Here is a 25,261-nt window from a genome sequence, read left to right on the forward strand (position 1 = left end):
GGTATTTTTCATTGTGGTATCCTTTTATTGCAGAAGATAAAGGTCGGGTGAATTGCGAACGTGGATGACCGTCGAGTTCAGCGGTAAAAATAAATCGCGGTGGAATGACTGGCGAGGCGGTCAGTTGCTTTAGGCTGGTAAGTTACGACGGCGCGATAACCGTATTTTCTCAGCCAGGACTTTGCCCTGAAATAACTCGTCCCATCGGGCGTATTGACGACAATTTTTTCTGAATGCGCGACGGCATACCAGACGCCGGGCGAATATATGGCTTCAGGGCTGAAAACGATAGACGTTGACCAGCGGCTATCGACGTCGGGAGACGGTATGACAATGCGGTTTTCCGACCACTGCGGGAGCGTGGCGTTAACGGCAGCATCGGGTTTATCCCATGCGGGCTGAACGGGCTCTGGCGGCGACGCGCAGCCGGAGAGCATCACCAGCGCCGCACCGGCATACAGAGTTTCAACGGTTCGCCTCATTAAAGACCTCCTTCATGCTGTTCAGATGAAGATGTTTAAAATAAATCGCGCCCATCCGGCGAATATCGCCGTGAATATCGACGCTGACGATAACGTCCACGCTGTTAAGCACCTTGCGCAGCAGTACCGAAAACGGGATATTTTGGCAGTCAGGATGTTCATAGCAGCGGTCGATGATCCCTTCAATACAGGCTTCAGGGCTGCCCGCGTGCATCGAGGTGATAAGTCCCTCATGGCCGGAGCCGACGATTTTCAGCGCGTCCCAGGCCTCTTTTCCGCGAATTTCCGCCAGCAAAATGCGATCCGGATTCATGCGGTAATTGGCCCGGATCAGCCTGCCGGGGCTGACGATGGCATCCTCCCCGGCGTCCGCCGGGTAAAACAGATGGACATAATTGGCGTGGCGGTAAAAGCGGATTTCGGGGTTGTCTTCGATGGTGGTCAGTCTGAGATGCGGCGGAATATAGTGCAGCAACGTTTTCATATAGGTGGTTTTACCCGACCCGGTTTCGCCGACGATAAATAGCGTCTTACCGTATTCAACCGCCTTTTCGATAAAGCGGGGGATCTCCCCGCGATTATAGTAACCGGCCAGTTCATCCTCTTTACTTTCCGTTTGCTCCTTGCCGGTCACCCGGTGATAAAAACCGGCGTTTATCCAGGACTGATGCGTTTTTTGCTCGAATGAGGGCTTGCGCAGCGTGATGGAAACGGTGTCGCGCTCGCAGGCCGGGGGAATAATGGTCTGGATACGCTCGCCCGATGCCAGCGTGGCGGACAGGATCGGCGAGGTATCATCCACGTTGTCCTCATTCCAGGAGGCCAGTGCTTTGGCGAAAGCGTAGCACTGACGCAGCGTAACCGGGGCGTCGTGCCTTTGCCATTTTCCGCGTATTTTGGTGTGGATCTCGCCGGGACGGTTAATGGCGATTTCGGTCAGGCCTGCCAGCGGCAGAAAATCGCCGAACAGCCGGTTTTTCATGAACTCAAGAGACAGGTTGTCAGCGCGCATACCACCTCGTTTTCAGCCGCAGTTGATAGACAGAAGAGAAATCGATATCCGTACCGGTCATGATGCCGATCACATCGCCCTGGTTCAGGTACATCGTGGGCGGGATATTGATGCTGTTTTCCAGCGTCGTTTTCGCCATTTCCGCCGTGGCCGCGCGGGTGTTTTCGGTGTAGTCGGTATTGCGGTCTTTGCCCGGTGCCGAATCCGACGCCGCAGCGGCCACGTCTTGTACGGTACTCAGCATCAGGGCATTGCCGAACCGTTCCCAGAAATGGGTATCGATCCAGCCGGCAATACCGGCTTCACCTAATTGGCCGCTAGCCTGCGTATCGATCAAGGGAATTTGTAGCTGGCCGGGCGTGCGCAATTCCGTCCAGATGACAAACATCCGGCTGCGGCCGTGTTGCAGCGCGCCGGTGCGATAAATGCCCCTGGCGATGGTGCCCGCCGGGATCAGCTTCACATGGTTGCTGGCGCTGTAAACGTCCTCGCTGATAAGGCAGGAAAGTGTGCCGCCCACGTCGGACACGAAGCGCCGCATCATTGAGCAGGGAATATAGCGGTCAACCGGGATATAGAGGTCCGGATCGAGGGGCAGTCGTTGAACGCCAGTGATTTTCGCCACGCCCGGATTGTCGTCTCCGGTTGCCGGTGTGTCGGCGTCTTGGCAGCGTAGCCGGCCGTCGCTGCCTTTGACCATCACCGATTGACACGGCGTATAGGCGTCTGACGTTGCCGGATGGCTGGGCGTGCCTGCATCGCCGGGCGATCCATTTTGACTCGGGCTTGTATTGCTGCGCTGAGTCGTCGCCGGAGCGTTGTTCATCCCGTTCGCCAGTGCGGCGGCCTTGTTTAAAGCGGGCGGCTCAGGTGGTAACGGCGACACTTCGTCCTGAGCCTGACGGCTGTCGGCGGGCGTTTCCGATTTCCCCTGTTCGAACAGGCCGAATGGATTGCTGTCCAGCCCGAGGTTTTTGCGCTCATTGCGTGCCGCGCCGGATGAGGACGGCGGTGCGGTCTCCGCCGTTTTATTCTCATCCTTCTTCAGCATGCCAAGAAAATGGTCGCCGCCGAGCGCCAGCGCCATCAGTAAGGTCAGGCTCAGCAGGCTGACCAGCAGCGTCCGTCGGCCGGTTTTTTTGCGAAAACGCGTGACTTCGGGCTGGCCGGGGGGCGTTTTCTGCTCCGGCGTCTGGCTGGCCATTGCCGCGCGGGCGCGTTTGCGGGCCTCGGCTTCGAGCTCGGCCGTGGTTTTTTGCGCGTCTTCCGGGGTAGATTTATCGGTCATTTGGCCTCCAGCGTGACGCCGGGGGAGACGGTGTCACCGTTAGCCACGGTCGCGTCGCCGAATGCCGTGTTTTCAATCCCGACTACCGCATTGCCGTAGCGTAGCACCAGGCGCGGCGACAGAGAACGCACCACCATTACGGTGTAGTTGCCCTGGCTGACAACTAGGGGCGTCACCGCCTGCTCCCGGCCGTTAACGACCGTAAAGGCGGAGGGCAGGATTTTGGCGGGCGAAAAGCCGAGGTAGGTAAAGCGGCCGTCATCGTAAGTGAAGTCCGGCGCAATGGACGCCGAATCTTCCGCCACCCGTTTGGTGTAATACCAGTTGCGCGGCGTGGCGGCCTGCCGAAATGCCGCCGCTATCTGTTGCTTTTCCTGTATTTCCTGAAGCTGTTTCAGGCGGGCGGCGCTGGCTGCGACGGATTGCCGGCGGGCTTCAGCCGGATAGCGATAGCGGATAACGAAGGCCTGCGCGGGCGAGTCGTGCTCCAGCACGTTCAGCTCCAGGCTGTAATCGCGTTTTGACGTCACGACGAAAAGGTTGGTTTTCCAGTCCCTCGCGGTCGGCAGGAACACCTGACTGACGTTATTGCCGTTGGCATCGGTCACCGGCTGGGTGATGGGGCTGGGGCTGACGCCCACCCGGTTATCGCTCTTGGTTACTGTCCAGCCTTTGGGAAAACCCGCCTGCGCGTCGATAACGGTTTCATCGTCGTCAAATAGCAGCGTAGTGACGTAGCCGGGGCGGGTGTTCACAACGGTGGCGTTCTGGCTGTTATATGACACGTTCTGCATCCGGCTGTCATATGCGCTTCCGCGCGGCGTCGCCGCACCCCAGGCTGCGAATGCCGTCAGGAAAAAAACACCGGTCAGCATTGTTTTCAGCATCATTCGCTCCTTAACTCTTTATCGCGTTGGTAGCTGGTGACGATGAACCCCAGCGGGTTCACTTCACGCTGGCTGTCCGTCAGTTGTTTACGAGGAAGGTAGCGGTAGGTCAGGCGGATATTCCAGACATCGGTTTTCACCGAATTATCCGCAACGCGGCGAATGGTTCGCTTGATGCGTAACGTCGCCAGACGGTCGGGGGCGGTGGCGGGCGCATGAACGTTGGAAATAATGTCGATAGCGACGACATATTCCGCTTTGTTGAAAATAACGTCCGGCGCCATGTCGCCGTTAAATCCGTCCAGATAATCCTTATTCACGTCGTCGCTGTTGAATAACTGCACGTCGTCATAATCGCGCTGAAGGGAAAAATAGTTATAGCCTTCGCGGCGTTTGACATAATTTGCGGCCAATGCGTGCGCCAGCGATGCTTCGGTGGCAATATCCCGCTCTTTAATGCGGGTCATATAGTCATAACGCCCGGTTTGTTTATCCACCGACCAAAGTTCGATTTCGGTGGTTTTCAGCGGCAGCAGAATAATAATGGCTGCAATCGCCATTGCGGCCAGAACAAATCCGACCGCCGCCATCAGCCAGGCCACTTTTTTCTCGCGAATGTCTTTTTCCAGAATGGCCGATTCAAAGCTTCTGGATGCATCAATGATGTTGTTAACCTCGGACATGGTTTGTCAGCTCCTGAATAATGGCCGGGGAGTTCATTGGCTGAACGTCGCCGGATACCGGCGGCAGGCTGTCGTTATGCTGCGCGCAGCCCGTGAGTGCGCATAGCATCAGCAGGAAGAGGCTGGATTTCATATCGATTCCTCTGTTTGACGGATACAGGGATGTCGCACCGGCAGCGATCGCTACGGCGCAATGTGGATATGTGGATTAGGGAAGGATCAGCGGTTACGCTGCTGGTTGAAACGCTTCATGCTCTCTATTGCGGCGGTGCGTTTTTGCCAGGCTGTGACGGTGTTGTTCACGCCGGTACCAATAAGCTGGCCCGCCATAACGCCGCCTTTGGCCGCTAGTCGGGCGCCGGCAGCACCGGCCTTCAGCGTCGGTTTGGCCGCGCCTGGGGATCTTTTTACCAGCCCGCTTATACCGCTCATGGCCGCGCCCTGTAACACGGCCTGAACGGCGATGCCGCCGAGTGCGCTGGCGATTTTTGCCGAGAAGAAAATGATGATGCCGGAGATAATACCGGCAACACAGCATTGAACGCCAAGCGTAATAATATTGGCGTTATCAGCGAAATTAACCGCCTTATCCAATATGCCATTGAGATAGTTAATAACGATCCGGATCGACAACGCCGAAAATAGAATCGTCAGGATGACGGTGAATATGATTTTCAGCCAGTTATTAAACATGGGAATCAAAAAACCATACAGCAGGCAGAAGATAAAAAGTGGGGCGGTGGTAGTCATTAACACTATCGTGAGTTCAGCTAAAAGGTTAACGGCAGAACCGAATAGCAAGGTAACAATAGCGCCGCCCCAGACCAGAAGTTCGGCAAGCCCCCCATTGAGTTTCACATAGGCGGCGTCATCCTGTTGATAGAGTTTTTGCCCGATGGTTTGCGCTTTAATCCAGACGGTATCCAGCAACACCCAGACATTTTCATCACCGCTGACGCCATCTTTTAATCCGTTAATGGCCGAAATAGTGAGATCCAGCCACCCCCCCAAATTTAAAACGAATGTCATGATGAGTAACATGCGCCCGACATCCCAAATGACATCTTCTAGAGGCGTTTGAAGTTTTCCGGCCAGGGTTTGATAACCCCGATATGTGACAAATAACGTGAAGGAGCTGACGGCGATAACGCTTATCATATCGCCGTACACGGAAGTTTGTCCCCGCAGTACGGCATGTAAACCGTCAGTGATCGTGTTGTTCATGCCAACAAACATACCACCTGACATAGATTACCCCTTTAATTCAAATCGGGAACCTTGGCATTTTCCTGACGGAGTTCAAATCGCGCTTCACGGGCATTTCTGCAATCCTGGGAATCTTCACCAGACGCTTCGCAGGCCGTATATCGGGTGTTCATCTCATCTTGATGTTCTTTATACCATTGCTTTGATTTAGGATTATCACACCCCGTCAGAAGCAAGGCGCCTGAAATAATCGGGAATAGGTAAAGTGACGTTTTCATTTTTGCCCTCTCAATCATTAAAGTCAGGAACGGGCGCGGCGAGCTGCTGTTCATCAAATGCTTTTTGCCGCTGTTGGGCCAACAGGTTGGAGCGTTGCTCAGCCTGTTTGACGGATATTTCCCACTGGCTGGTCAACGCATTCAATTGTACGCTTCTGGCCGCCACGGCGTTAGTCAGGTCCTGTGACTCTTTAGAATCCTGCGCATTCGATATGCGGTCGGATAATGCGGCGATATCGTTGAGCGTGCCGGCGATCTTGTTTTCAACGTCGGACGTATTTTCTATCGCCACCGCCTGATTCAGGATGATCTGTTTGCAACTATCCAGATAACGCGGCGAGGAACTGGACTGATTACAGGTATCGAAAGATTGATATTTTCCATACAAGCGCTGAAGCTCGGAAGAATAGGCGCCGCCCTGATTGGTCAGCAGATCATCCAGTGAAACGCCGTTTTTGCGGAGGTTATCAATATCGCTTTTGAGGTTTCTCGCCTCGTTAAGAAACCCCTGAATATCCCGCACGCCCGTCGCCGTGGCTAATTGCCGCTTGTAGGCGTCAAGCTCGCTTTTATAGTGGGTGACGGTTTCCTGCCACTGCTGGAGTTTTTGCACCCACTGGTTAATGGATTCGGTATTCTGCACGCCGTCGAAAACCGGGATCCCGGCGCTGAACGCCGGAGTGGAGAGAAAGAGTGCTAACGCCAGCACGGTGTTTCGGGTACGCATTGTTATCACCTCTCAGATAGCCATTTCAAGAAACTGCGCTTTCCATGCTTCAGGCTTCATGCCTTCCTGATAAAGGGCATCGAAGATTTTCAGGTTGTCTTCGCTCCCACTCAGCAGTTTGGTGACTTTCCCCAGGCCCGACAGATCCATTTTCGCCATCGTCACGAATGGCCGGGTTTCGCCGGCACGCAACGGCGTTTTCAGGATCACCATATAGCGCTCGCCCGGATCCAGATTTTTGACGATGTCATACACGCTTTCCGGTACTTTCATTTTCTCCACGTAGTCCGCATGGCTGGCCTTTGGGTTGGCGAGAAAAATCTGTGTGCCGCACTGTTCGATGATCGCCGGGGCGATGGGATGCTTGACGATCTCGTCGGGTGACTGGGTGGCGGGGACAAAGATGCCGTTCAGCTTGCGAATAACCTTGAGCATGTTGAGCGAGAACCGGGAGAATTCCACATCAGCCAGCCACTTCCAGAACTCGTCCATACACATTACCAGCCGACGGCCGTCCAGCAGGCTGGTGACGCGATACAGCAGGTAAAAGGTAATCGGCCCTCGGATATCGTCGTCATCCAGAAACTCCGTGCCGTCGATGCCGAAGTTATCGATATCGCTGATATCGAACGTATCCGCCTCGTTATCAAATACCCAGCCGAACTCGCCGCCCTGCGCCCACTGTTTCAGCCGGATGCGCAGCCCATTGACTCGGGCCGCCTGGGTCGGCGGCTCCGGCAGCACTTCCAGCAGTCGTGTGATGCCGCAACGGCGGTATTCCGGCGGGTAGTCCAGCATGATGGTGTTCACGGCGGCGCTGATACGCGCTTCGTCGCGCGGATCGAGCGGCTTGCCGTTGCGGCGGCACAGCATTCGTACCAGTTGCTTGATAAAGTTGATGTTCCGTCGGGTCGGCACCAGCGAAAACGGGTTGAACCCGGTGGTCTCGCCGGTACGGAGTCGAAAATAACGCCCGCCCATCTGGCGTATCGCCATCTCCGCCGCCCGGTCTTTGTCGAAATAAACGGTGGTCAGCCGCTTGATGGTGGCCGAAGCGGCAAACGTCGCCGGGTTGCGGTATTTCTGCATCAGTTGTTGCATCACGGTCATCAGCATCGTTTTCCCCGAGCCGGTTTTCCCGATAATCGCCGTATTGCCCGGCGTTTTCTCGTTAAAGTCATCCCGTCCGGCCTGGCTGTCGTGCAGATTGAGGTAATAACCGCCGCCGCCTGGCGATGTGAGGATAGCGATGGCCTCGCCCCAGGGATTGCCGTCGCGCTTGTGGGGATGAAAGTTGTGCAGACTCGCCATATCGGCATAGTTCTGGCTGCTGACGGCCACCAGCCGGGGCCGCAGGGTATAGACCCCCGGTAGTTGCGCCAGATAGGCGGCGGGTAACGACAGCGTGGAGAGCGTCGTCATAATGCCGAGGTCGGCGAAGGGCTGCGCCAGCGTCGTGGCATCCTTCACCACCCGGTCGGCGCTCGCGGATGAAACCAGCAGGGAGAAGTGGTATTTGCCGCATGACACATGCCCGGACTGGAGCAGATCGCGCAGCACAATCAGCTCTTCGCGCTGCGACAGAGCATCGTCATCGGCCGAGTTCAGCCGTTTTTCCGCCAGCCGGATATGGTTCTGCGCTTCATCGCGCGCCAAGCAGGTAAAGGACTGCGTCAGCACATACTCGCTTTCGGCGTACAGCAGCGCATCCAGTAAACCCGTGGTGGTTTCGGGCGAATAGTCCTTGATTTCGAGACTGCGGAAGTAGCGGGAGCCGTCTACCGTCTGGCATTCGGCGGTATCGGTGGTGAAAAACACGTCTGCCGTGCCGAGCTGGTGGTAAAACGGCGCGCGCGTGACCGCTACCTTCTGCCATTTACCAGTGAGCAGCCGGTGATAGAAAGAAAGCTGCGAGGAGTACACCCGCCCGTTTGCTTCATAAACGCCCAGCGGCGTCGCGGTATAGCGGGATAAGGCGGCGTTCAATGACGCCCAGTGCTCAAGCATGACCTTCAGGGCGTTATCCTGCGCCGCCTGCCTTTTGCCGACCGGCTGTCGGCTCAGCACCTTTTTCTCCAGCGACGAGAATGGCGCGAAACAGACGGTAAAGAATAACCGGTGTCGCCAAAGCGGTTTGTCTTTGAGGGGCCGGTAGTACAGTTCCGTCACCTCATCGGCAAAGGGAATGCCCGATTGCGCCGCAAAGGCATCCTGGTAGGGTTCCCGGATACGGTGAATATAGAAAGTGACCGGCTGCCCTTCATACGACCGGATCAGGTTATTCAGGTGGGTCGCCAGAAAAGTGAGATGATGTTCATCCTCGCATTCGAAAACGGTGCCGCCCAGCTCCCAGGTCGCTACCAAATCCCGGTGCCGGTTGCTGATGATGTGAGGGTGAATATGGGAGGAATACGGAATGTATTTATCCAGCGTGATGCGCGCGTTTAATTTCATCTTGTCGGTAAACTCCGCAATATCGACGGCGTCATAGCGGTTAGCCAGGATGGCGTTGGCGCCAAAATAGCGGTTGGCGGCCCACTGGCCGCGCGTTTTAAACGCCAGCCAGAGCAGCCCGAAATAGTGGATATCTTTACGGGCCCTGGCCTTCATTTCCATCCAGGCAGGGAGCAGCAGCAATGCCAGGTAATAGCTGAGGTAAACCGCCAGCAGGACGATAGCCCCGCTGACGATCACGAACGGCACGAGGGGAATGCCCATGATGGCGGCGGGCCGCGTCAACGCCTTGTTCAGCGTGGTCATCGGCTCCCCCTACGCGGCCCAGTAGGCGCCGAAGCCCGACGCGCCGACAATCAGGATGGCGCCGATAATGACGTTGCGCATGTCATGCAGGCTCTTGCCGTCGAACAGCACCTTGTAGCCGATCCACATGGTCGCCAGCGTGATGGTGACGGCGGCTAGCCCCAGCAGGCCGGTGGAGGTGTTGCTCAGCGTCTCATTGGCTTTATTGAATCCACCGTCGGCTGCCAGCACGCGCGAGGAAAGTAATACGGCGGTAACAGCAGACCAGAATTTGACTTTTCTCATCGTCATTTTTCCTCATGAATCTCAGGGACGGGTAACGCGCCGCGCATAACGGCGTTCGGGTAGCGCACGGACGGTGGCGCTGGTGTGGCGTTATCGGCCATGTCGCCGCGCAGGACGACGGTGGGATAATGGATTGTCGGGATGGCATTTTCGGTTGGGGGGCGTTGTTTCTCTTCCCGCGTCGACGGGACGGCATAGCCGATACGTTGGACATAGCTAGTGTCGTCAAAGGCGGCTTCCGGCCGCTGGCCGGTATCAAAGTCACCAGAGTAGTAGCAACTGAGCGCGCGTTTCAGGGAGCCGCCGCGTCGGTAGCAGTCGGTGAGGATGCGCTCGAAGACCGACAGATTGATGCAGGGATCAAACAGCTCATGTGCGGTAACGCCATAGTGACGGAAATTGGTGCTGGTGATTTGCATCAGCCCGACCGAATAGCGGCGACCTTGCGCGGCCAACCGCCTGGCGATGCCGACGGCGTCCGCCTTGTCGGCGGGATAATGAGAAATCACCCCATGGTCGCCGGGCGCGCGCTCATGCTTCGGCACTATCTCCGCGATGGCGTAAGGGTGAAAACCGGATTCCACCCTCGCTATGTCGAGCGCGGTGGTCGGGTGAACGCTGGCGGCGCACTGCATGGCCGCCGCCAGAAAGGCGGTGGTGGAAAGCATGGCGGCCTCAGAAGGGTAAAATGTAGGATGGTTGCGACAGAAAGGAACGGGAAGCGTATTAATCGGCGGCAATATTTTGCGGCGCAGTGTTGTCCTCTCTGGGTTCAAGCAACACCAGCTTGCCGGAGACGGCGATGCCGGGTGTGAACACCACATTCAGGCCGGATTTGCCGTGATGGGCGAAGGCAACGCCGACTTTTGTCCAGTAGGTGCTTTTTTCGCCCTGCGCATCGGGCTGACTTTCCTGCGTGACAAAGACGTGATAAATGGGTTTTCGCATGATTTTTCCTCTGATAAAAAGCGCATGAAACATTGGTCACATCCCGATCCTGCATTCCGGTTTTAACGGGTCAGCGAGAATATTCAGCGGCACCCTGAATTGTGGTTGTGTGACAGCCCGAACCCGGTTGTTAAAGAGCGTATTCAGGCAATCCCGGCCCGGTGAAATAAACGTCCTGAACATCGCCAGCAAATATCGGCGTGGTCAGGGTGCGCTCTCTGATTCCGGCGGGTAACAAGAAAATCAAATCGGAAAATAAAAGAAAAAGGACGCGAAATTATCTTGATATGATTTTGAGTTTTATCTGGCGGGTAAATTTTTTATGAAAATCTGTTCGGTTTTTGTTTTTCGACACGCTTCCCAATATTAAAAATCAGGATGTTCTTGCTGAGGAGAAATAAAATACGTGCGGAAACGCCTTGTTCTCCGCACGTAATCGATATTGCTTTCAGCGCTGACGGCGTTCAAGTTTTGCCTGGCATTGCGTGCAGGTCGTCACGCCCGGCAACGTCTGCCGCCGTTTCTCGGGAATGGGCTTGCCGCAGAAACGACAATGCAACAGTGATGGCGTGGGCGCAGGTTTGAAACGGTTCTGTTCGATCATCTCTTCCAGCCGCTGCTCGTTAAATTCCTGGTCGCGATCGATCTCATCCGGCATGCGACGCCCTCCTGTCCGAAGCTTCCCGTTCGCAAAGCGTGATGCGGTTCCAGACGCTGGTAAGTGAAGGCCCTGCCGTCGGCGTGGACAGCGCCTCGGTGACCTGCATCATCGCCGTCAATGCTTCGGGTGATTCGAGGTTCTCCACGCGGTGTTTTTGCCATTGCCGCCAGATCTCGGCATCGGTTTGTTCATCCGGAATGGGCGTCCTGCCTTGCGGAATAGCGACGCCCAGCAAGCGGCGACGCACGCAGATTTCATTGGAGGTGAGGCCAAAATACTGATTCAGCAACGCAATAGAGCCACCCAGACGAATAGCCCGATTAATCAGTTGCTGACGCAGTGCCTCCTGATGGGACAGTATCAGCAACTGACGTAATACGTCATGGCGTACAGAGATATCCATGAGCGGCGCTGATGTTCGACTCAGGGTAAAGAGTTCGTCCAGAGACAATTGATTGAGAGCGTTCATTTCGTCGAACGTGAATCCCAAGGTTTCGCAGCGACGAATGTTGCCTTCTTTCAGTGCGTGCAGAACGTCTGTTAATATGGAGTAATTCAGTGACGGGATCATAATAGGGTTCCTCACGTTTAAACGTTTTCAACGGCGGATTAATTTAAGGTTTATCCATTCATCGATTTCAGATTCGAGCCAGGCCACGCTGGCGGGGCCAATTTTGATTGAGCGGGGAAAGGCTCCACTTTTCATATAAAGATAAATCTGTGAGCGTTTCAGACCGGTTTTTTCTTCAACCTGTCTCAGACGCAATAACTGATGTGAAGTCATGAGTTTCTCCTGTGTCGGAAATAAACGGGGCAGGTCCGGAGAGGACAAAAAAACACAGGAAGGGAGAGGCAGGGAAGTGGTTAAGCCCGTATTACGGATGTCGTTGTCCTTAATACGGACTTTTGTGCTGACAGATAACTATCATATTATTTTGATGATGAAGAGGATGACGGAGAACCTCGCTCCAGTGCAGTTTTCAGCGTGTCTCCGCTGAGCCGGTCTGTGATGCCATCATCTGAAGCCCATTGCTCAAAGATGGACAGAAGCTTATAAGGCTGTCTCATTAGGGGGCTGATCTCCTTATTATGTTTACAGGCGAGCCAGAACAGACGGGATAGTGGTGTGGATATTCGCGTTGCGGAAGGGGATGTTGTTTTATTTGTGAATGACATATTGATTAGTTTTTCAAGTTCGGCATGTCGAATGACAAAACAGGCATCTTCTGGCAAATTATGAATTGGGAAATATCCTCTACGTTCTTTTCGATACATTACCTGGGATGAGCTCTGTGCAAAAAACTCAGATAAGCAATTCTCAGGTAGTTGCATAATTCCCTGATTTATTTTTTCCTGCCATGTCATTTTTTCGAATATTTGAAATGTATCCCCACCTAAGGTAACTGTAATACCATAATTGCTCACATTCGCTCCTGTTAAAGGTAATGGAATCTTAAGAGAGCTGGCAAGTAATCTCTGTATCAAAACGAATTCAAAACCGGATAATGTTGTGTCAATGACACGCTGTATAGGATAGATGTATCTTCCCTCAGTACTAAAAGTTAAATTTCCCCCTGTAATAAAGCCTTTCTTGTCGAGAAAAAACAGTCTTGATATAAAAGAGTTTTCTACTGGCGCTAGTTTTAATTTCTGGTTGATGGTTTTAATTTTTCTTAAAATAACAGGGGATGGGAAATATATTGAAATATAAATCCTCCCATGTAAAGCATGACGGTAAATATCACTGTCTTTCAATTTTTCACCAGTTGTTTTATTTATTAACTTAACAGCCTCTCGAATGGTAACCCAGTCAGATACTCTATTCTTGACATGGATGATGGAGTTTTTTTTTGGACATGATTTACCTCCTTTTATAAGCTAATTATTTTATTGAAAAAAAAGAATGACCACCTTTTGAGAATGAGCCAATATTCCGAATTGGACTGCTGCAAAACCGTGGGCGTATTTGTCTATACAATAGATGACTTCCCTCGTCTTTCTGTGGATAGGATACTCATAAGTGTCAGGTTAACCCTGAAGATTAGGGGAATCGACAAAAAGGGGGCCTGAATGACCCCCTATGAAAGATTAACCGTAAACGACTTTCACATTTTTAGCTAAAGGCTCGACCACACTTGATACCAACAGGAAACACAGAACACAGAATCCTGTCATCACCATGAAAACAGTGTTCCAGTTATAAGCATCCAGAGTAGCGCCTACGATAAGAGGCATACACATTCCACCGAGCTGTCCTCCCATGTTGATTACGCTATAAGCAACGGGGTAAGTCTCTTTATCCGCACGTTCCATTGCATATACGGAATAGGCTGAATAACCAAGAGCGAGCATCAGACCCAGGATGAACAGCATGAATGCTAATAAATACTTGCTTTCCGGTGCATAGACCAATGAGTACATTGTGAAGATAGTCGCGCCGGCGCTGAGTAGCATTAGTGGCTTACGCCTCTTATTCAACAATCTATCGGATAGCCATCCTCCGAAAAAGTTTCCTAAGACGCTTCCCAGAAAAGGAGATGCCGCTAACAGGGCGGAACTGGTAAGATCGAAACCTCTCTCTGTTATTAAATATTTTGGCAACCATGACATAAGAACGCTGACAATACCTACCATTGAAAAATAACCTAAGGCAACACCGTAGATATCCCAGCACCGAAAAACTTCTCTCGATGTTGAAAGTTCAACAACCTGTTTAGTCCGGATAAGCTTATCAAGCCAACAATATTTAAACTCAGTAGTTTTATGTCCAGTCGATGTATCTGCACTCTTTTCAGGGTAGTTGTCACGAATATAGGCAACTTCTTTTTCATTAACATATTTGCTTTCTTCGGGTTTGTTCCTGACCATAAAATACCAGAAGATAGAAAGCAAAATACCCGGTATGGCGAAAAAAACAAAAATATATCGCCATCCTAATGTCATAATAATCCATGCGCAAATAGGAGGTACAATCAAAGGACCAACTTTTGAACCCGCAAGGAATAAACCTGTCGCAGTCCCTTTTTCTTTGGCGGGAAACCATTGATTAATCGTCACGGTGGAGCCGATTACCACCGGAGATTCACTTACGCCGACTAGAAATCTGAGTATCTTCAATATAAATATATTATTAACGATACCCATCATGCCAGTAAAAAACGAGGTCAGCAGCATGCCAAGGGTAAAAGCGTTTCGCATTCCAATTTTTTTAATCAAAAATCCTGCTGGAATTTGAAAAAAGGAATATCCAGCGAAGAAAAGGCTAATCAAGAGACCAGCCATTGTATTTGACATCTGGAATTCTTCCTGAATAAATGGAATGGCAAAGCCAATATTAGCACGGTCTGCATTTGCAATAGTATAGATAATGAAGATAAAGCTCATTACCCACCATCTGTAATGAGACATTTTTGTAGTGTCAGAGGAAATATTCATAATATTAATCCCGGTGAGTTATTTATATTTTTGCACTGCAAAAGTCGAACTCGCTATAGGTTCTTGCACGGGACAGACTACTCAGTAAATTAGGTTCGATATGATCACGAACTATTTTTACTACCTCAAGCAATCGTTCAAGTGAAATGCCGGTTTGGAGGCCCATTCGGTTAAATAAATTGACTGCGTCTTCAGTGCCTGCGTTGCCCGCCGCCCCGGGAGCAAAAGGACATCCGCCAAGGCCGCCGACGGCCGTTTCAAATCGCGTGACGCCTGCTTGCAGGCCTGCCATCATATTTGCCAAAGCCATACCATGCGTATTATGCATATGTAATCCAACATCCATTAAGGGGAATTTTTGGCTAATGGCTTGCAAAATATGTGACGTCTGAAACGGATTCGCTACACCGATGGTATCGCATAAAGTCAATGATTTGATCTCATGGTCGTCAGAAAATTTAATAATATCCAGCAAGCTGTCTATACTTGTTTCACCGATAAACGGGCAACCAAAAACAGTGGCCAAAGAAAGTGTGATATTCAGTTCAGGATATTCATGCCTGATTTTATACAGGTCATCTAAAGATTCCTGATGCGTTCTGTTAATATTGGCTCTGTTATGTTCAGGACTGACGGAGACGACATAATTTATATTCCTGATACCCGCGTCATAAACTAACTGAGCTCCGCGCACATTAGGAACTAAAACGAATGGAGTAATATTTTTATGATGTTCTAAAACATAGGCGATGACTTCTTTAGAGTCAGCCAGCTGAGGAATAGCTTTAGGACTCACCATAGAAGTTATTTCTATTTTGTTAATTCCGGTTTTAATTAATTGATCAATGATATTTATTTTTAAGTCTGTAGGGATGGGTTTTTTTATGTTCTGAAACCCATCCCGGGGACCTACTTCAGTAATCTGGATAAATTTTGACATTTTATATAATCCTTACAGTATTCCGTTATTGATTAATTCATCAATTTTTTCATCAGAGTAATTAAACAACTCTTTCAATATTTCATAATTATGCTGCCCCAGCGTAGGTGCCGGAGTTCTTATTGTCGCTTTTTTATTAGTAAATTTTACCTGATTACCTGTTAATGTTGTTTTACCCGCTACCGGGTGTTCAATATCAACAAACATTTCCCTGGCAACAGCAATATGAGGATCTTTAGTAACACGATCGATGGTATTGATCGGGGCTGACGGTATGCCTGCAGCCAGTAAGAGTTCCACTATATGATCAATAGACAGGTCTCGTGTCCAGGATTCTATAATAGACTTGAGTTCAGCATGATTTTCGACACGCTTAATATTGGAACTGAATTTTTCGTTGTCCAGTTGATGGATTTGTACTGTGTCTTTTAAGAGTCCAAAAAGTTTATCATTGCCGCAGGCAATGATGACATAGCCGTCATTTGCCTGAAATGAATCATAAGGATAGATTGATTCATAACGGTTTCCGATACGGGTTGGTATCCTTCCTGAACATAAATAAATAATGTTGATGATTTCTAATGAGGAAACCATTGAATCGACCAACGAGACATCAACTTTTTCGCCAATCCCCGTCTTCAGTCGGTTTACGTATGCAGCCAGTACTCCAATAGCGCAGCTCATACCTCCAACAACATCTGCAATCGCAGTACCGGTGCGCGTAGGGGGGGTATCAGGCCAGCCCGTTGTGCTCATGAGACCACTCATCGCCTGGCCAATAATGTCATAACCGGCACGTTTAGAATATGGGCCTGTATGCCCAAACCCCGAGACAGCGCCATAAATAATGGCCGGATTGACTTTCCTGAGATTTTCATATCCCAGTCCCAGTTTCTCCATCACACCGGGGCGATAATTTTCTAAGACAATGTCGCTTTCTTTAACCATGTCCAGAAAAATTTTTCGACCTTCGTCAGTTTTTAAATTAAGAGTAATACCGCGCTTATTTCGATTGAGATTCATAAAATAAGCGCTTTCCCCATTCACTTGTGGGGCATTAGCACGAGAATCATCACCTTTTCCTGGCATTTCAATTTTGATTACGTCAGCGCCAAAATCCGCTAACATCATGCCGCAATAAGGTCCTGCTAATACTCGGGTTAAATCCAGAATGCGTACGCCGCTCATTACTCCTGCCTGCTTTTCCATCTTTAATTCCTTCTACAGTTACATTGACAATATGGATATTTGGTAAGTGATTACCGTTGTTGCGCTTAAATGGTTACAAATTCCATGCCAAAAAATAAAAAATGACGGTAGTTATTTAACGTATTGATATATAAAGTTTTATATTTTATATCGAGAGGGGTATCAATATTTTTGTTTGTATCATTTGTGAAATTCATATCACATATGATATGAATGATTAATATTAAACAGCGTGAGGATTTTTTATGCCTTCTAAAACTCTGCCTAATTTAGCGCTCATAACGCCATATCCGAGTTTGGGTACAATCGTTACTGAACAATGCGTCGGGTTGTTTAATTGTCATGTTTATCATGGCAGTCTGGGAAAGGCGTCTAACATTGCTAAAAACCTTGATCCGGAATTTTACGATGTCATCATGAGTCGTGGTGGAACGGCGGATTATATTGAAAAATCCACCACAATCCCTGTTGTTCGCATCGTCATTTCGGCAGCAGATCTACTGAAATCACTTATTCCTCTTAAAAATAACCGGGAAAAAATTGCATTTTTTAATTATGAAAACTATTTGCCTGAGGTGGATTTAGTTGCTCAGGCATTAAATGTGGTTATTGATGAGTTCACTTTTTCAACGGAACAGGATATTAACGAAAATCTTAAAAGATGCCATGAGGAAAACTATCAAACCATTATAGGTGGTAGCCCGGCAGCCAAAATTGCTCAGCAATACAATATGGAATGCATTCTTATAGAAAATGGTGTTGAATCGGTAAACAGTTCTTTAAGGGAAGCACTGGCAATCGTTGAAACGACAAAACGTAAGCATATGCATATGGCACGGCTTGAAATGATATTATCTTCTATTACGGAAGGGATCATCGTCACCAATGAAAATAATGCTGTGCAATATTTTAACAAAGCTGCGCAGAAAATATTTGGTATAGAAGAAAGTCAGATTATTGGTAAGCAGGTTGATACTGTTATCCAGAATACACGAATTAATCAGGTTTTGCTGTCAAAGTCTCCAGAGATCAGGGAGTTACAGGAAATTGGTAATACGTCTATTATTACGAGCCGGGTTCCTATTCTTATGGGTAATAAATGTATCGGTGTTGTTTGTTCGTTTACTGATACTCCTCAAATACAGCGCGTTGAACGTAAAATTCGCGGAAAAATAATAAAGAAAGGGTTTACTGCGAAATATAAGTTTGCTGATATTATTACAAACAGTGATAATATGCGTGATGTTATAAAGTTGGCTGAAATTTATTCTAAAACTCATTCTCCGGTGATGATTCATGGCGAGTCGGGTACGGGAAAAGAGCTGTTTGCCCAGAGTATTCATAATCACAGCTTGAGGAAAAACGACCCTTTTGTAGCAATAAACTGTGCCGCGATACCCGAAAATCTACTTGAAAGTGAATTATTTGGTTATGAAGGTGGCTCCTTTACGGGAGCTAAACGAGAGGGGAAAGAAGGGTTAATTGAATTAGCACATGAAGGAACCTTATTTTTAGATGAAATTGGTGAGCTTCCCCTTTCCATTCAAAGCCGTTTATTACGGGTGCTTCAGGAATATGAGATCATGCGTATTGGCGGGAAAGACCTCATCCCGGTTAATGTCAGAATTATTGGCGCAACTAATCGATCGCTTGATGATATGGCAAGTGCAGGCACCTTCAGAAGCGATCTCTACTATCGTTTAAATGTATTACCATTAACCGTCCCGCCTCTGCGTGAGCGTGATGGTGATGTGGAATATCTGGTAAAAAAATTTTTGAAAGAACCTGATTCAGAGCAGCAGGTACAGAATTTTCTGGAGGTGTTTTCTTCATATCCTTGGCCAGGGAATGTCCGTGAACTCAGGTTTATCCTGGAGCGGCTGTCTTTATTATCAAAAGGATTTCCCGGGGCTTCATGGTTTGAAATACTTGAGCTAACAGGTTTCAAAATAAAGGATCTGAATAATGCGCCTGAAGCGAGCAGAACTATAACTGTAGATCTTAAAATAAAACATTTAAAAGGTATCGTGAGAGATGTTGAGCGGCAGATAATTTCTTTTTATTTGAAACTTTACAATAATGATCAAGAAAAAGTAGCGACTAAACTGGGCATCAGTAAAATGAGTATGTGGCGTAAATTAAGGGAAAAAGAGGGATAAAGCTTTTGCCGTTCCTGTTTTAGGGGGGCTTTTCTGTAAAGTGGATATCCTGATATTTCCAGCATCCCGGTAAAAGGAAGCTAAATGGGGCGATGCTGTGCCCCATTACCTTGTGAATAAAACGGTATGTCAATGAGCGATTTTATGACCTGTGACAAACGTCTGGTCTGTTTCCTTTTGCTGACCGTCAGGCAGTGGCTCTGTAATTGTGCAGACAAAAAGCAGACATAACATGGCGCCCACCGACAGAGTGAAAAAAACCATGCTCCAGTTATAATGATCCAGGATCATACCAACGATAAAAGGCATACACATACCCCCCAGCTGTCCACCCATATTGATTATGCCGTAGGCGATGGGATACGTCTTTTTATCCACTCTTCCCATTGCGTAAACTGAAAACGCCGAATAACCCAGGCCCAGGAATAATCCGGTGATAAAAAATAGCACGGTCAGGATAAGTTGGGTGGCAGGAGCATTCACAATAAGCAGCATGGACGCAATAGTAGTAATTGCACTGACCATCATCATGGGCTTGCGGCGTTTCCCCAACAGGTTATCCGATATCCATCCACCTAGCAGATTACCGCACAGCGTACCAACAAAGGGTGCTGCTGCCAGGTAAGCGGAATTCATCATTGAAAACCCTTGCTCCTGGAGAAGATATTTAGGTAACCATGACATCAATACGCCGACGGTTCCAACCATGAAAAAATAACCCAGAGCGGCACCATAAATATCCCAGCATCCGAAGCACTGGCGCGTACTGGTAAGGATTTCGGAATGCCGTGTTCTGATGATTTTATCCAGCCATACTGCTTTGTACTCTCTGACCTTTTTGACTTTTTTTGCTGAAACGCCGCTGCGAATATAATCAAGTTCCTGACGGGAAACAAAGCGGCTTTTCTCGGGACTATTATTGACCATCACAATCCAAAGTAAAGCGAGTACAATTCCCGGAACACTAAAAAAGATAAAAATATAGCGCCAGTCGAAGTTCATCAATATCCAGGCACTTATTAATGGGACGACCAATGGTCCCATGTTGGAACTGGCCAGGAAAATACCGGTTGCCGTTCCTTTTTCCCTCTCAGGGAACCAATTGTTGATGGTAACGGTAGAACCGATAACCACAGCCGCTTCACTAACACCTACCAGAAAGCGCAGGATATTCAGGTGGATAATTGAATCAGCCAGACCCATCAGGCCGGTACATATAGCAGTCGTAAGAATACCGAGGGTGTAAATTTGTCTGACGCCGAATTTTTTTATTAAAAAACCAACCGGGATTTGCATTATGGCATATCCGGCAAAGAATAAACTGACCAGTAAACCACCCTGAGTATTATCCAGATTAAATTCTTGTTGCATAAGGGGTAAAGCAAAACCAATATTTGCCCGGTCGGCATATTCTACCGTATAAACAATAAAAATAAGCGCCATTACCCACCAATGAAAATGGGGTACTTTTAAATTTCTTAACGTGCTCATTTCAACCTCAATAAGTAGGATAACCAGAGAGTGTTATTATTTCTCTGATAAGAATGACAGATAGAGGAGCTACCCCTTCCCATCTGTCATTTCTTGTTTTTCAATTATCAGTAACTGGCTTTTCGCCCGGTTTTATATTTTTCTTCTGCGAGACGAATTTCCGGCAATCCTGTTAATCGGTTAAACTCTTCGAAAGGGATCATTTTGGGCAGGAAACTTTCGGTGGTGCCGTGTTGTTTTAATGTTTTCATCAATTCCGTTACGGCATAGGCTTCGGCATACACTGAGGCGACACAAAAGATGACCAGCCGGTAACCGATTTCCTGCAGCTTTGGCGCCGGCAACAAAGGCGTCCGTCCATGTTCAAGCATATTCGCCAGCACCGGGACGTTGAAACTTCGGGTCACGATCCGCATCTCTTCTTCCGATTCCACAGACTCTATAAAAAGTACATCCGCGCCAGCCTGTTCATAAGCCTTGCCACGACGAATGGCTTCGTCCAGGCCATAGTTTGTCCGAGCATCGGTCCGGGCCATAATTAACATATCGCCCCGGCGGGCATCGCAGGCTGCCTGTATTTTTCCCACCATTTCTTCAGGCGGGACAACTTCACGGCCCAGCATATGGCCGCATTTTTTCGGCGCAATCTGGTCTTCAAGCTGCATCATGGCCACCCCGGCATCCTCATACAAACGCGTCGTGCGGATGACATTAATGGCATTACCAAAACCGGTATCAGCATCAGCGATCACGGGAATATTAACGCGTTCAACAATATTCCTGGCGCGTGTCGCCATTTCAACCTGTGTCAGCAGGCCGACATCGGGCTGTCCCAGAATACTGGCGGCTGAACCATAACCGGTCATATAAACAGCTTCGAAACCTGTGTCTTCAATTATCTTTGCGGTGAGTACATCATGCGCACCAGGAGCAATCAGGATGTCTTTCTGTGAGAGCCTCTGTTTTAGCTTACTACCCATGCCAGTCATATCTTTTCCTTTGCTGTATCTGGAGTGATATTGGCAAATAAAATTATTTGCCGCCAAACGTATAACGCATGACTCATGCCAATTTATAAGGGCAGGTGTGATTTTTTAACTTGTTGTTTTAAAGGTAAATTAATATGAATGGAGGAGATGAGGTATTCGCTTGTCGTTTCGGATATATCACTTGTGATAGAGCTTTTTCATTTTTGTTGTAGAGACTCTCTTTTATTTGTGTGTAATGCCATTGAACTCACCAGCCAAATCGCGTGTTAAGTTTGTAGTATTAATGGGAGGCATGTTCTATGTCTATTCCCGGCAGGTGAGCGGTGCTCTGCGGTTATGGCGAGGAAATAACATACATGTCTCCTGGCTTCGCAGGAGCCTGTGTGGGCTAATGGGGTACGCTTTGTGAAGACACAAAGCGTTTTTGATGAAAATTCGCAAAAGGCCTGCTCAATGATATGGTGAATGTCCGGGGTGTAGGTAATGTCCAGGGTAGTCAAGCACAAGCGATCGCCGTAACGGGACTTCAAATCATCCACCCTGTTCAACTGGCGGAAGGTTCCTGCGACGCTTCGGTCAAATGGCGACCGAAGCCGCTGCTTATACCGGTGATAATCCGTTTCGCTGTGTCATATATCCAATCCTTTAAAGGTTAATCAGGCCGGGAAGTCGGTGGAAAAGGCAATATCCTTCTGCGCTTCCAGTGCGGCAAGCCGTTCGGTGAGGGCTGCTTTTATGTTGTTGTAGGCATCTGAGCCAAGTGCAAGGCGTTTCGGCGCGGGGACTTGATCGACCGAGACGATCATTGCTTGCGCCATCTTCGCCGCATCCCCCGGCTGGCCTCTGAAGCCCGGCTCAATGACGCGCCGCACCGCACCGGCGGGGGTTTGCGCATAGACGTCCATGGCTGGGGAAATGGCCGCGCTGTTCGCGGCGAATTCAGTGCGCGCGCTGCCCGGTTCGATAAGGGTTACCTGGATATTGAATGGTGCAATGTCCTGCATCGTGGATTCGAAGAAGCCTTCCACCGCCCATTTTGATGCGTGGTACAGCGAAAGACCCGGCATGGCCCACTGTCCGCCCATACTGGATAGCTGCAGGATCCTGCCGCCTCCCTGGGCACGCAGATGTGGCAATGCTGCGCGTACCACCTGTATTGAGCCCACCACATTGGTATTGAGTTGATGGATTATCTGCTCATCCAGCAATTCTTCGGCCGCGCCAACCAGGCCATATCCGGCATTATTGACCACCACATCGATGTGGCCAAAGTGGGCGAAAGCCGCATCGACGACGCGACAAATTTCCGGAGTATCGGTCAGATCAAGCTGTTCAAGCCAGAGCCGATCGCCATATTTTTCCTGCAGGTCGCTTAATGCATCCATCTTGCGGGCGGTGCCGGCAACACGATCGCCACGCTCCAGAAGTTGTTCCGTCATCAGTCGGCCAAAGCCGCTGTTCACGCCGGTGATGAACCAGGTACGTTGAGTCATATATTTCTCCTAACAGTTGAAAGTATCGCGCTGTCATCCAGCATATTCAGACTACTTGTACAGCGGCGCGCATATTGCAGTGGCCTCGTCTTGATAGGGCCCGGTGCGGCGTGCAGCCATGTAGTCCCTCCCGGACGGCTTACCTGAGCTATGGCGGGGGATACCATTATTCGCGTCCTTTAATTACTGACAGGCACGCGCGTCCAGAGATCATTGAACGCAACGCTATCGAAAAACGCGGTTCCCTCGACGGCCAGGCCGTCTTTCATTTTGAGAAACCACGCGTAATTGTTGACATAAGGCTTGCCATCGTTGGCAATCCCACGCCCCTGGAAGTACGCGATCACCATGTCTCCGTCGCCATAGATGCCTTTGATAGTGACCGGGCGGAATTTGTCATTTGACCGGGCAAAGCGGGCTCCGAAGGGAACATTGATTTTCGCATTCAGTTCGTCCTTGCCAACGGTCGTTCCAGCAATGAGTGAGTGGCCGGGAATCGTCCACTTGATATCTTCCGACAGAACGCTCAGGACGCTGCCTGTGCCACGGCTCCAGGCGGTCAGCGCCGCCTCGACTTTCTGTTTGTTCAACGCGGTTGTATCCGTCGCGTTTTGTGCTAATGCCAGCGGTGCGAAGAACAGCGCAAATAGTGTTGCGGCGAAGCTAATGGACAGGATGGCGCGTCGCCCGGTATCGATTATTTTCATAGTGATATCCTCATTTTTTTATCCAGACTGATTTATGAATTCCTGTTACGGGTGGTTCCGGCAACGCGTTCACCACGTTTTAGAAGCTGTTCCTTCATCCGTCGTCGGCCAAAGCTTCTGTTGACGCCGGTGATAATCCAGGTACGAACGGTCATAGCACTATCCTCCCTGCGGTTGGAGCAACAATTGCCGTGCGATGAAAGACGAGGTTACTTTATGGGATTAGGTTGATAAACTGCGTAAAGCGGGATGGGCTATCAACTCAGGGTTTATAATTAGCAATGCAAAAAGATCAACTCGACGGTATCATTCCGTTCCTCACCGTTGCTAAATACCTGAGTTTTACCCGGGCCGCGCAGGTGCTGAACATTTCTTCGACGGCGGTCAGCAAGGCTGTCCAGCAGTTCGAGCAGCGACATGGTGTCGTGCTGTTCCAGCGAACAACCCGTAGCGTAGTCCTGACGGAGCCCGGCCTCGCGCTGTTTGAGCGTCTCCAGCCCGCCACCGCTGAAATCGGCGATGCACTGGCGTATCTGTCAAACTACCAGACGCATCCGACGGGCACCTTACGCCTGACCATGACACGTATTGCAATGATGTTGCTCGTTGAGCCATTTGTACCGGATTATTGCCGCGCTTATCCGGAGGTCACGCTGGAGCTGTCGATTGATGAGGGAACGGTTGATCTGGCGAGCGGGCTTTATGACGCCGGTATCCGGTTAGGAGAAACGGTTGAGAAAGATATGGTGGCCGTGAGACTCACACCGGACCTCCGTTGGTCCGTGGTTGGCTCACCAGCTTATTTGGCGAGGGCCGGGCGGCCCCGAAATCCTGAAGAACTGACGCAGCATGAAGGCCTCATTTACCGCTTTGTCTCGTCGGGACAACGGCATCGGTGGGAATTCAATCGCAGCGGCCGTGATTTCTTCGTGGATATGCCAGGCCGTATCGTCGTCAATGACCGTGCGTCGTTATTGTCGTTCGCCCGGCAGGGCTTAGGCCTTGCTTATGTGGCTGACATTGAGGCCGCTGACGATCTGGCTGAGGGACGTCTTGAGTCAGTATTGAGAGATTTTATCCAGCCGACCACCGGCGTATATCTTTATTTCCCGGCCAGAACACAGGCTCAGCCCAAGCTGCGTGCGTTTATTGATATGGCAAAGCGTAAAGGACTGGGAGCCGGGTAAGCGGGTTGTGTCCGCTAAAGTTTTCTCAGGAATAAATTACCTTGCGAGGATTATGGAGCCGAATTAGCTGTACTCCGGGCATAACGCAAGAGAGGAAGGAGATAGCAGAAATAGCTGACAGACTTACCAGGTATTTGCTGTGCCTTGTCATGCGGAAGGGGGGCTTTACAGGCAGGGATTAAAATACAGGATGCATCTGACGAGCCAGGTTGAACCCATGTCCAGGGAACGCGTAGCGCTTCTGGCAGGTAAGAATTTAATCCGCGTGAGTTCCCGATCAGATCCTGAGACTGCTGATTTGCTATGAGGTAGAGATGTGTTTAAAGGTATGGGTTCGTCTGCAGTGATTTTTTCTGATTATTGGAGCAGAAGAAAAGCAGATCATTAACTGGCCAGATCTGCTTTTAATTTACGCGTCAATTGCAGGATTTAAT

General features: G+C 49.8%; 27 protein-coding genes. 2 read left to right on the top strand and 25 right to left on the bottom strand.

Annotated features, from left to right (window positions below; translation table 11 throughout):
• Window positions 1–77: 77 nt before the first annotated feature.
• The 20 genes from MUA00_RS09905 to MUA00_RS10000 all read right to left on the bottom strand — a co-directional run bounded on the left by MUA00_RS09905 (window position 78) and on the right by MUA00_RS10000 (window position 16,801).
• On the bottom strand, window positions 78–482 hold the full coding sequence (locus tag MUA00_RS09905) for a cag pathogenicity island Cag12 family protein (protein ID WP_271123046.1): 405 nt from the start codon (window positions 480–482) through the stop codon (window positions 78–80).
• A complete protein-coding gene (gene virB11 / locus MUA00_RS09910) occupies window positions 466–1,494 on the bottom strand; it encodes a P-type DNA transfer ATPase VirB11 (protein WP_271123045.1) in 1,029 nt (342 codons plus the stop codon). The genes MUA00_RS09905 and virB11 overlap by 17 nt, the downstream gene beginning before the upstream one ends.
• Complete coding sequence (gene virB10 / locus MUA00_RS09915; RefSeq protein ID WP_271123044.1) at window positions 1,484–2,782, bottom strand: VirB10/TraB/TrbI family type IV secretion system protein; 1,299 nt, start codon at window positions 2,780–2,782, stop codon at window positions 1,484–1,486. The genes virB11 and virB10 overlap by 11 nt, the downstream gene beginning before the upstream one ends.
• The gene (virB9, locus tag MUA00_RS09920; RefSeq protein ID WP_408639702.1) at window positions 2,779–3,669 is read right to left on the bottom strand and encodes a P-type conjugative transfer protein VirB9; all 891 of its coding nucleotides are present in this window, start codon (window positions 3,667–3,669) and stop codon (window positions 2,779–2,781) included. The genes virB10 and virB9 overlap by 4 nt, the downstream gene beginning before the upstream one ends.
• Window positions 3,669–4,352 carry a virB8 family protein gene (locus MUA00_RS09925; protein ID WP_048638362.1) on the bottom strand — a complete coding sequence of 228 codons (684 nt, stop codon included), beginning with the start codon at window positions 4,350–4,352 and terminating at the stop codon, window positions 3,669–3,671. The genes virB9 and MUA00_RS09925 overlap by 1 nt, the downstream gene beginning before the upstream one ends.
• Entirely contained in the window at window positions 4,339–4,485 is a 147-nt protein-coding gene (locus tag MUA00_RS09930) for a hypothetical protein (protein ID WP_048638363.1), read from the bottom strand. Before MUA00_RS09930 ends, MUA00_RS09925 begins: the two co-directional genes overlap by 14 nt.
• Before the next feature lie 86 nt (window positions 4,486–4,571).
• Window positions 4,572–5,600, bottom strand: a complete 1,029-nt coding sequence (locus MUA00_RS09935; RefSeq protein ID WP_095844744.1) for a type IV secretion system protein — start codon at window positions 5,598–5,600, stop codon at window positions 4,572–4,574.
• An 11-nt stretch (window positions 5,601–5,611) separates the two neighbouring features.
• The gene (locus MUA00_RS09940; protein ID WP_048639889.1) at window positions 5,612–5,836 is read right to left on the bottom strand and encodes an EexN family lipoprotein; all 225 of its coding nucleotides are present in this window, start codon (window positions 5,834–5,836) and stop codon (window positions 5,612–5,614) included.
• A 10-nt stretch (window positions 5,837–5,846) separates the two neighbouring features.
• A complete protein-coding gene (locus tag MUA00_RS09945) occupies window positions 5,847–6,563 on the bottom strand; it encodes a type IV secretion system protein (RefSeq protein ID WP_048638365.1) in 717 nt (238 codons plus the stop codon).
• A gap of 12 nt (window positions 6,564–6,575) precedes the next feature.
• Window positions 6,576–9,323: a VirB4 family type IV secretion/conjugal transfer ATPase gene (locus MUA00_RS09950; RefSeq protein WP_271123042.1), complete on the bottom strand. Its 2,748-nt coding sequence runs from the start codon at window positions 9,321–9,323 to the stop codon at window positions 6,576–6,578.
• Window positions 9,324–9,332: 9 nt separating this feature from the next.
• Window positions 9,333–9,614, bottom strand: a complete 282-nt coding sequence (locus tag MUA00_RS09955; RefSeq protein WP_095844742.1) for a TrbC/VirB2 family protein — start codon at window positions 9,612–9,614, stop codon at window positions 9,333–9,335.
• Window positions 9,611–10,276: a lytic transglycosylase domain-containing protein gene (locus tag MUA00_RS09960; protein WP_121525778.1), complete on the bottom strand. Its 666-nt coding sequence runs from the start codon at window positions 10,274–10,276 to the stop codon at window positions 9,611–9,613. The genes MUA00_RS09955 and MUA00_RS09960 overlap by 4 nt, the downstream gene beginning before the upstream one ends.
• 58 nt (window positions 10,277–10,334) lie before the next feature.
• Complete coding sequence (locus MUA00_RS09965) at window positions 10,335–10,556, bottom strand: hypothetical protein (protein ID WP_048639890.1); 222 nt, start codon at window positions 10,554–10,556, stop codon at window positions 10,335–10,337.
• 448 nt (window positions 10,557–11,004) lie between these two features.
• Entirely contained in the window at window positions 11,005–11,214 is a 210-nt protein-coding gene (locus MUA00_RS09970) for a TraR/DksA family transcriptional regulator (RefSeq protein WP_048638369.1), read from the bottom strand.
• Complete coding sequence (locus MUA00_RS09975) at window positions 11,204–11,788, bottom strand: DUF2857 domain-containing protein (RefSeq protein ID WP_271123104.1); 585 nt, start codon at window positions 11,786–11,788, stop codon at window positions 11,204–11,206. Before MUA00_RS09975 ends, MUA00_RS09970 begins: the two co-directional genes overlap by 11 nt.
• A 27-nt stretch (window positions 11,789–11,815) precedes the next feature.
• On the bottom strand, window positions 11,816–12,001 hold the full coding sequence (locus MUA00_RS09980; protein WP_048638370.1) for an AlpA family transcriptional regulator: 186 nt from the start codon (window positions 11,999–12,001) through the stop codon (window positions 11,816–11,818).
• 146 nt (window positions 12,002–12,147) lie between these two features.
• The gene (locus MUA00_RS09985; protein WP_408639703.1) at window positions 12,148–13,092 is read right to left on the bottom strand and encodes a hypothetical protein; all 945 of its coding nucleotides are present in this window, start codon (window positions 13,090–13,092) and stop codon (window positions 12,148–12,150) included.
• A gap of 213 nt (window positions 13,093–13,305) precedes the next feature.
• Entirely contained in the window at window positions 13,306–14,652 is a 1,347-nt protein-coding gene (locus MUA00_RS09990; RefSeq protein WP_048638372.1) for an MFS transporter, read from the bottom strand.
• A 22-nt stretch (window positions 14,653–14,674) separates the two neighbouring features.
• The gene (locus MUA00_RS09995) at window positions 14,675–15,592 is read right to left on the bottom strand and encodes a hydroxymethylglutaryl-CoA lyase (RefSeq protein ID WP_095844738.1); all 918 of its coding nucleotides are present in this window, start codon (window positions 15,590–15,592) and stop codon (window positions 14,675–14,677) included.
• A gap of 12 nt (window positions 15,593–15,604) precedes the next feature.
• Window positions 15,605–16,801, bottom strand: a complete 1,197-nt coding sequence (locus MUA00_RS10000; protein ID WP_095844737.1) for a CaiB/BaiF CoA transferase family protein — start codon at window positions 16,799–16,801, stop codon at window positions 15,605–15,607.
• Window positions 16,802–17,046: 245 nt separating this feature from the next.
• Between MUA00_RS10000 and MUA00_RS10005 the strand changes: the two genes are divergently transcribed.
• Window positions 17,047–18,960, top strand: coding sequence for a sigma-54-dependent Fis family transcriptional regulator (locus MUA00_RS10005; RefSeq protein WP_095844736.1), 1,914 nt, complete (start codon window positions 17,047–17,049; stop codon window positions 18,958–18,960).
• Window positions 18,961–19,089: 129 nt separating this feature from the next.
• Here the strand turns inward: MUA00_RS10005 and MUA00_RS10010 are convergent, their stop codons facing one another.
• The 5 genes from MUA00_RS10010 to MUA00_RS10030 form a co-directional block, all read right to left on the bottom strand.
• Entirely contained in the window at window positions 19,090–20,451 is a 1,362-nt protein-coding gene (locus MUA00_RS10010; protein ID WP_230469529.1) for an MFS transporter, read from the bottom strand.
• A gap of 107 nt (window positions 20,452–20,558) precedes the next feature.
• The gene (locus MUA00_RS10015; RefSeq protein WP_271123041.1) at window positions 20,559–21,440 is read right to left on the bottom strand and encodes an isocitrate lyase/PEP mutase family protein; all 882 of its coding nucleotides are present in this window, start codon (window positions 21,438–21,440) and stop codon (window positions 20,559–20,561) included.
• 656 nt (window positions 21,441–22,096) lie between these two features.
• The gene (locus MUA00_RS10020) at window positions 22,097–22,933 is read right to left on the bottom strand and encodes an SDR family oxidoreductase (protein WP_048638379.1); all 837 of its coding nucleotides are present in this window, start codon (window positions 22,931–22,933) and stop codon (window positions 22,097–22,099) included.
• 179 nt (window positions 22,934–23,112) lie between these two features.
• The gene (locus MUA00_RS10025) at window positions 23,113–23,640 is read right to left on the bottom strand and encodes a nuclear transport factor 2 family protein (RefSeq protein WP_271123040.1); all 528 of its coding nucleotides are present in this window, start codon (window positions 23,638–23,640) and stop codon (window positions 23,113–23,115) included.
• A gap of 32 nt (window positions 23,641–23,672) precedes the next feature.
• Complete coding sequence (locus MUA00_RS10030) at window positions 23,673–23,795, bottom strand: hypothetical protein (protein ID WP_259464426.1); 123 nt, start codon at window positions 23,793–23,795, stop codon at window positions 23,673–23,675.
• A 126-nt stretch (window positions 23,796–23,921) separates the two neighbouring features.
• On the opposite strand from MUA00_RS10030, the gene MUA00_RS10035 reads away from it, so the two are divergent.
• On the top strand, window positions 23,922–24,827 hold the full coding sequence (locus MUA00_RS10035; protein ID WP_121525774.1) for a LysR family transcriptional regulator: 906 nt from the start codon (window positions 23,922–23,924) through the stop codon (window positions 24,825–24,827).
• Window positions 24,828–25,261 lie beyond the last annotated feature (434 nt).

The sequence above is a fragment of the Dryocola boscaweniae genome (genome assembly GCF_025215095.1).
Taxonomy (GTDB): Bacteria; Pseudomonadota; Gammaproteobacteria; order Enterobacterales; family Enterobacteriaceae; genus Dryocola; species Dryocola boscaweniae.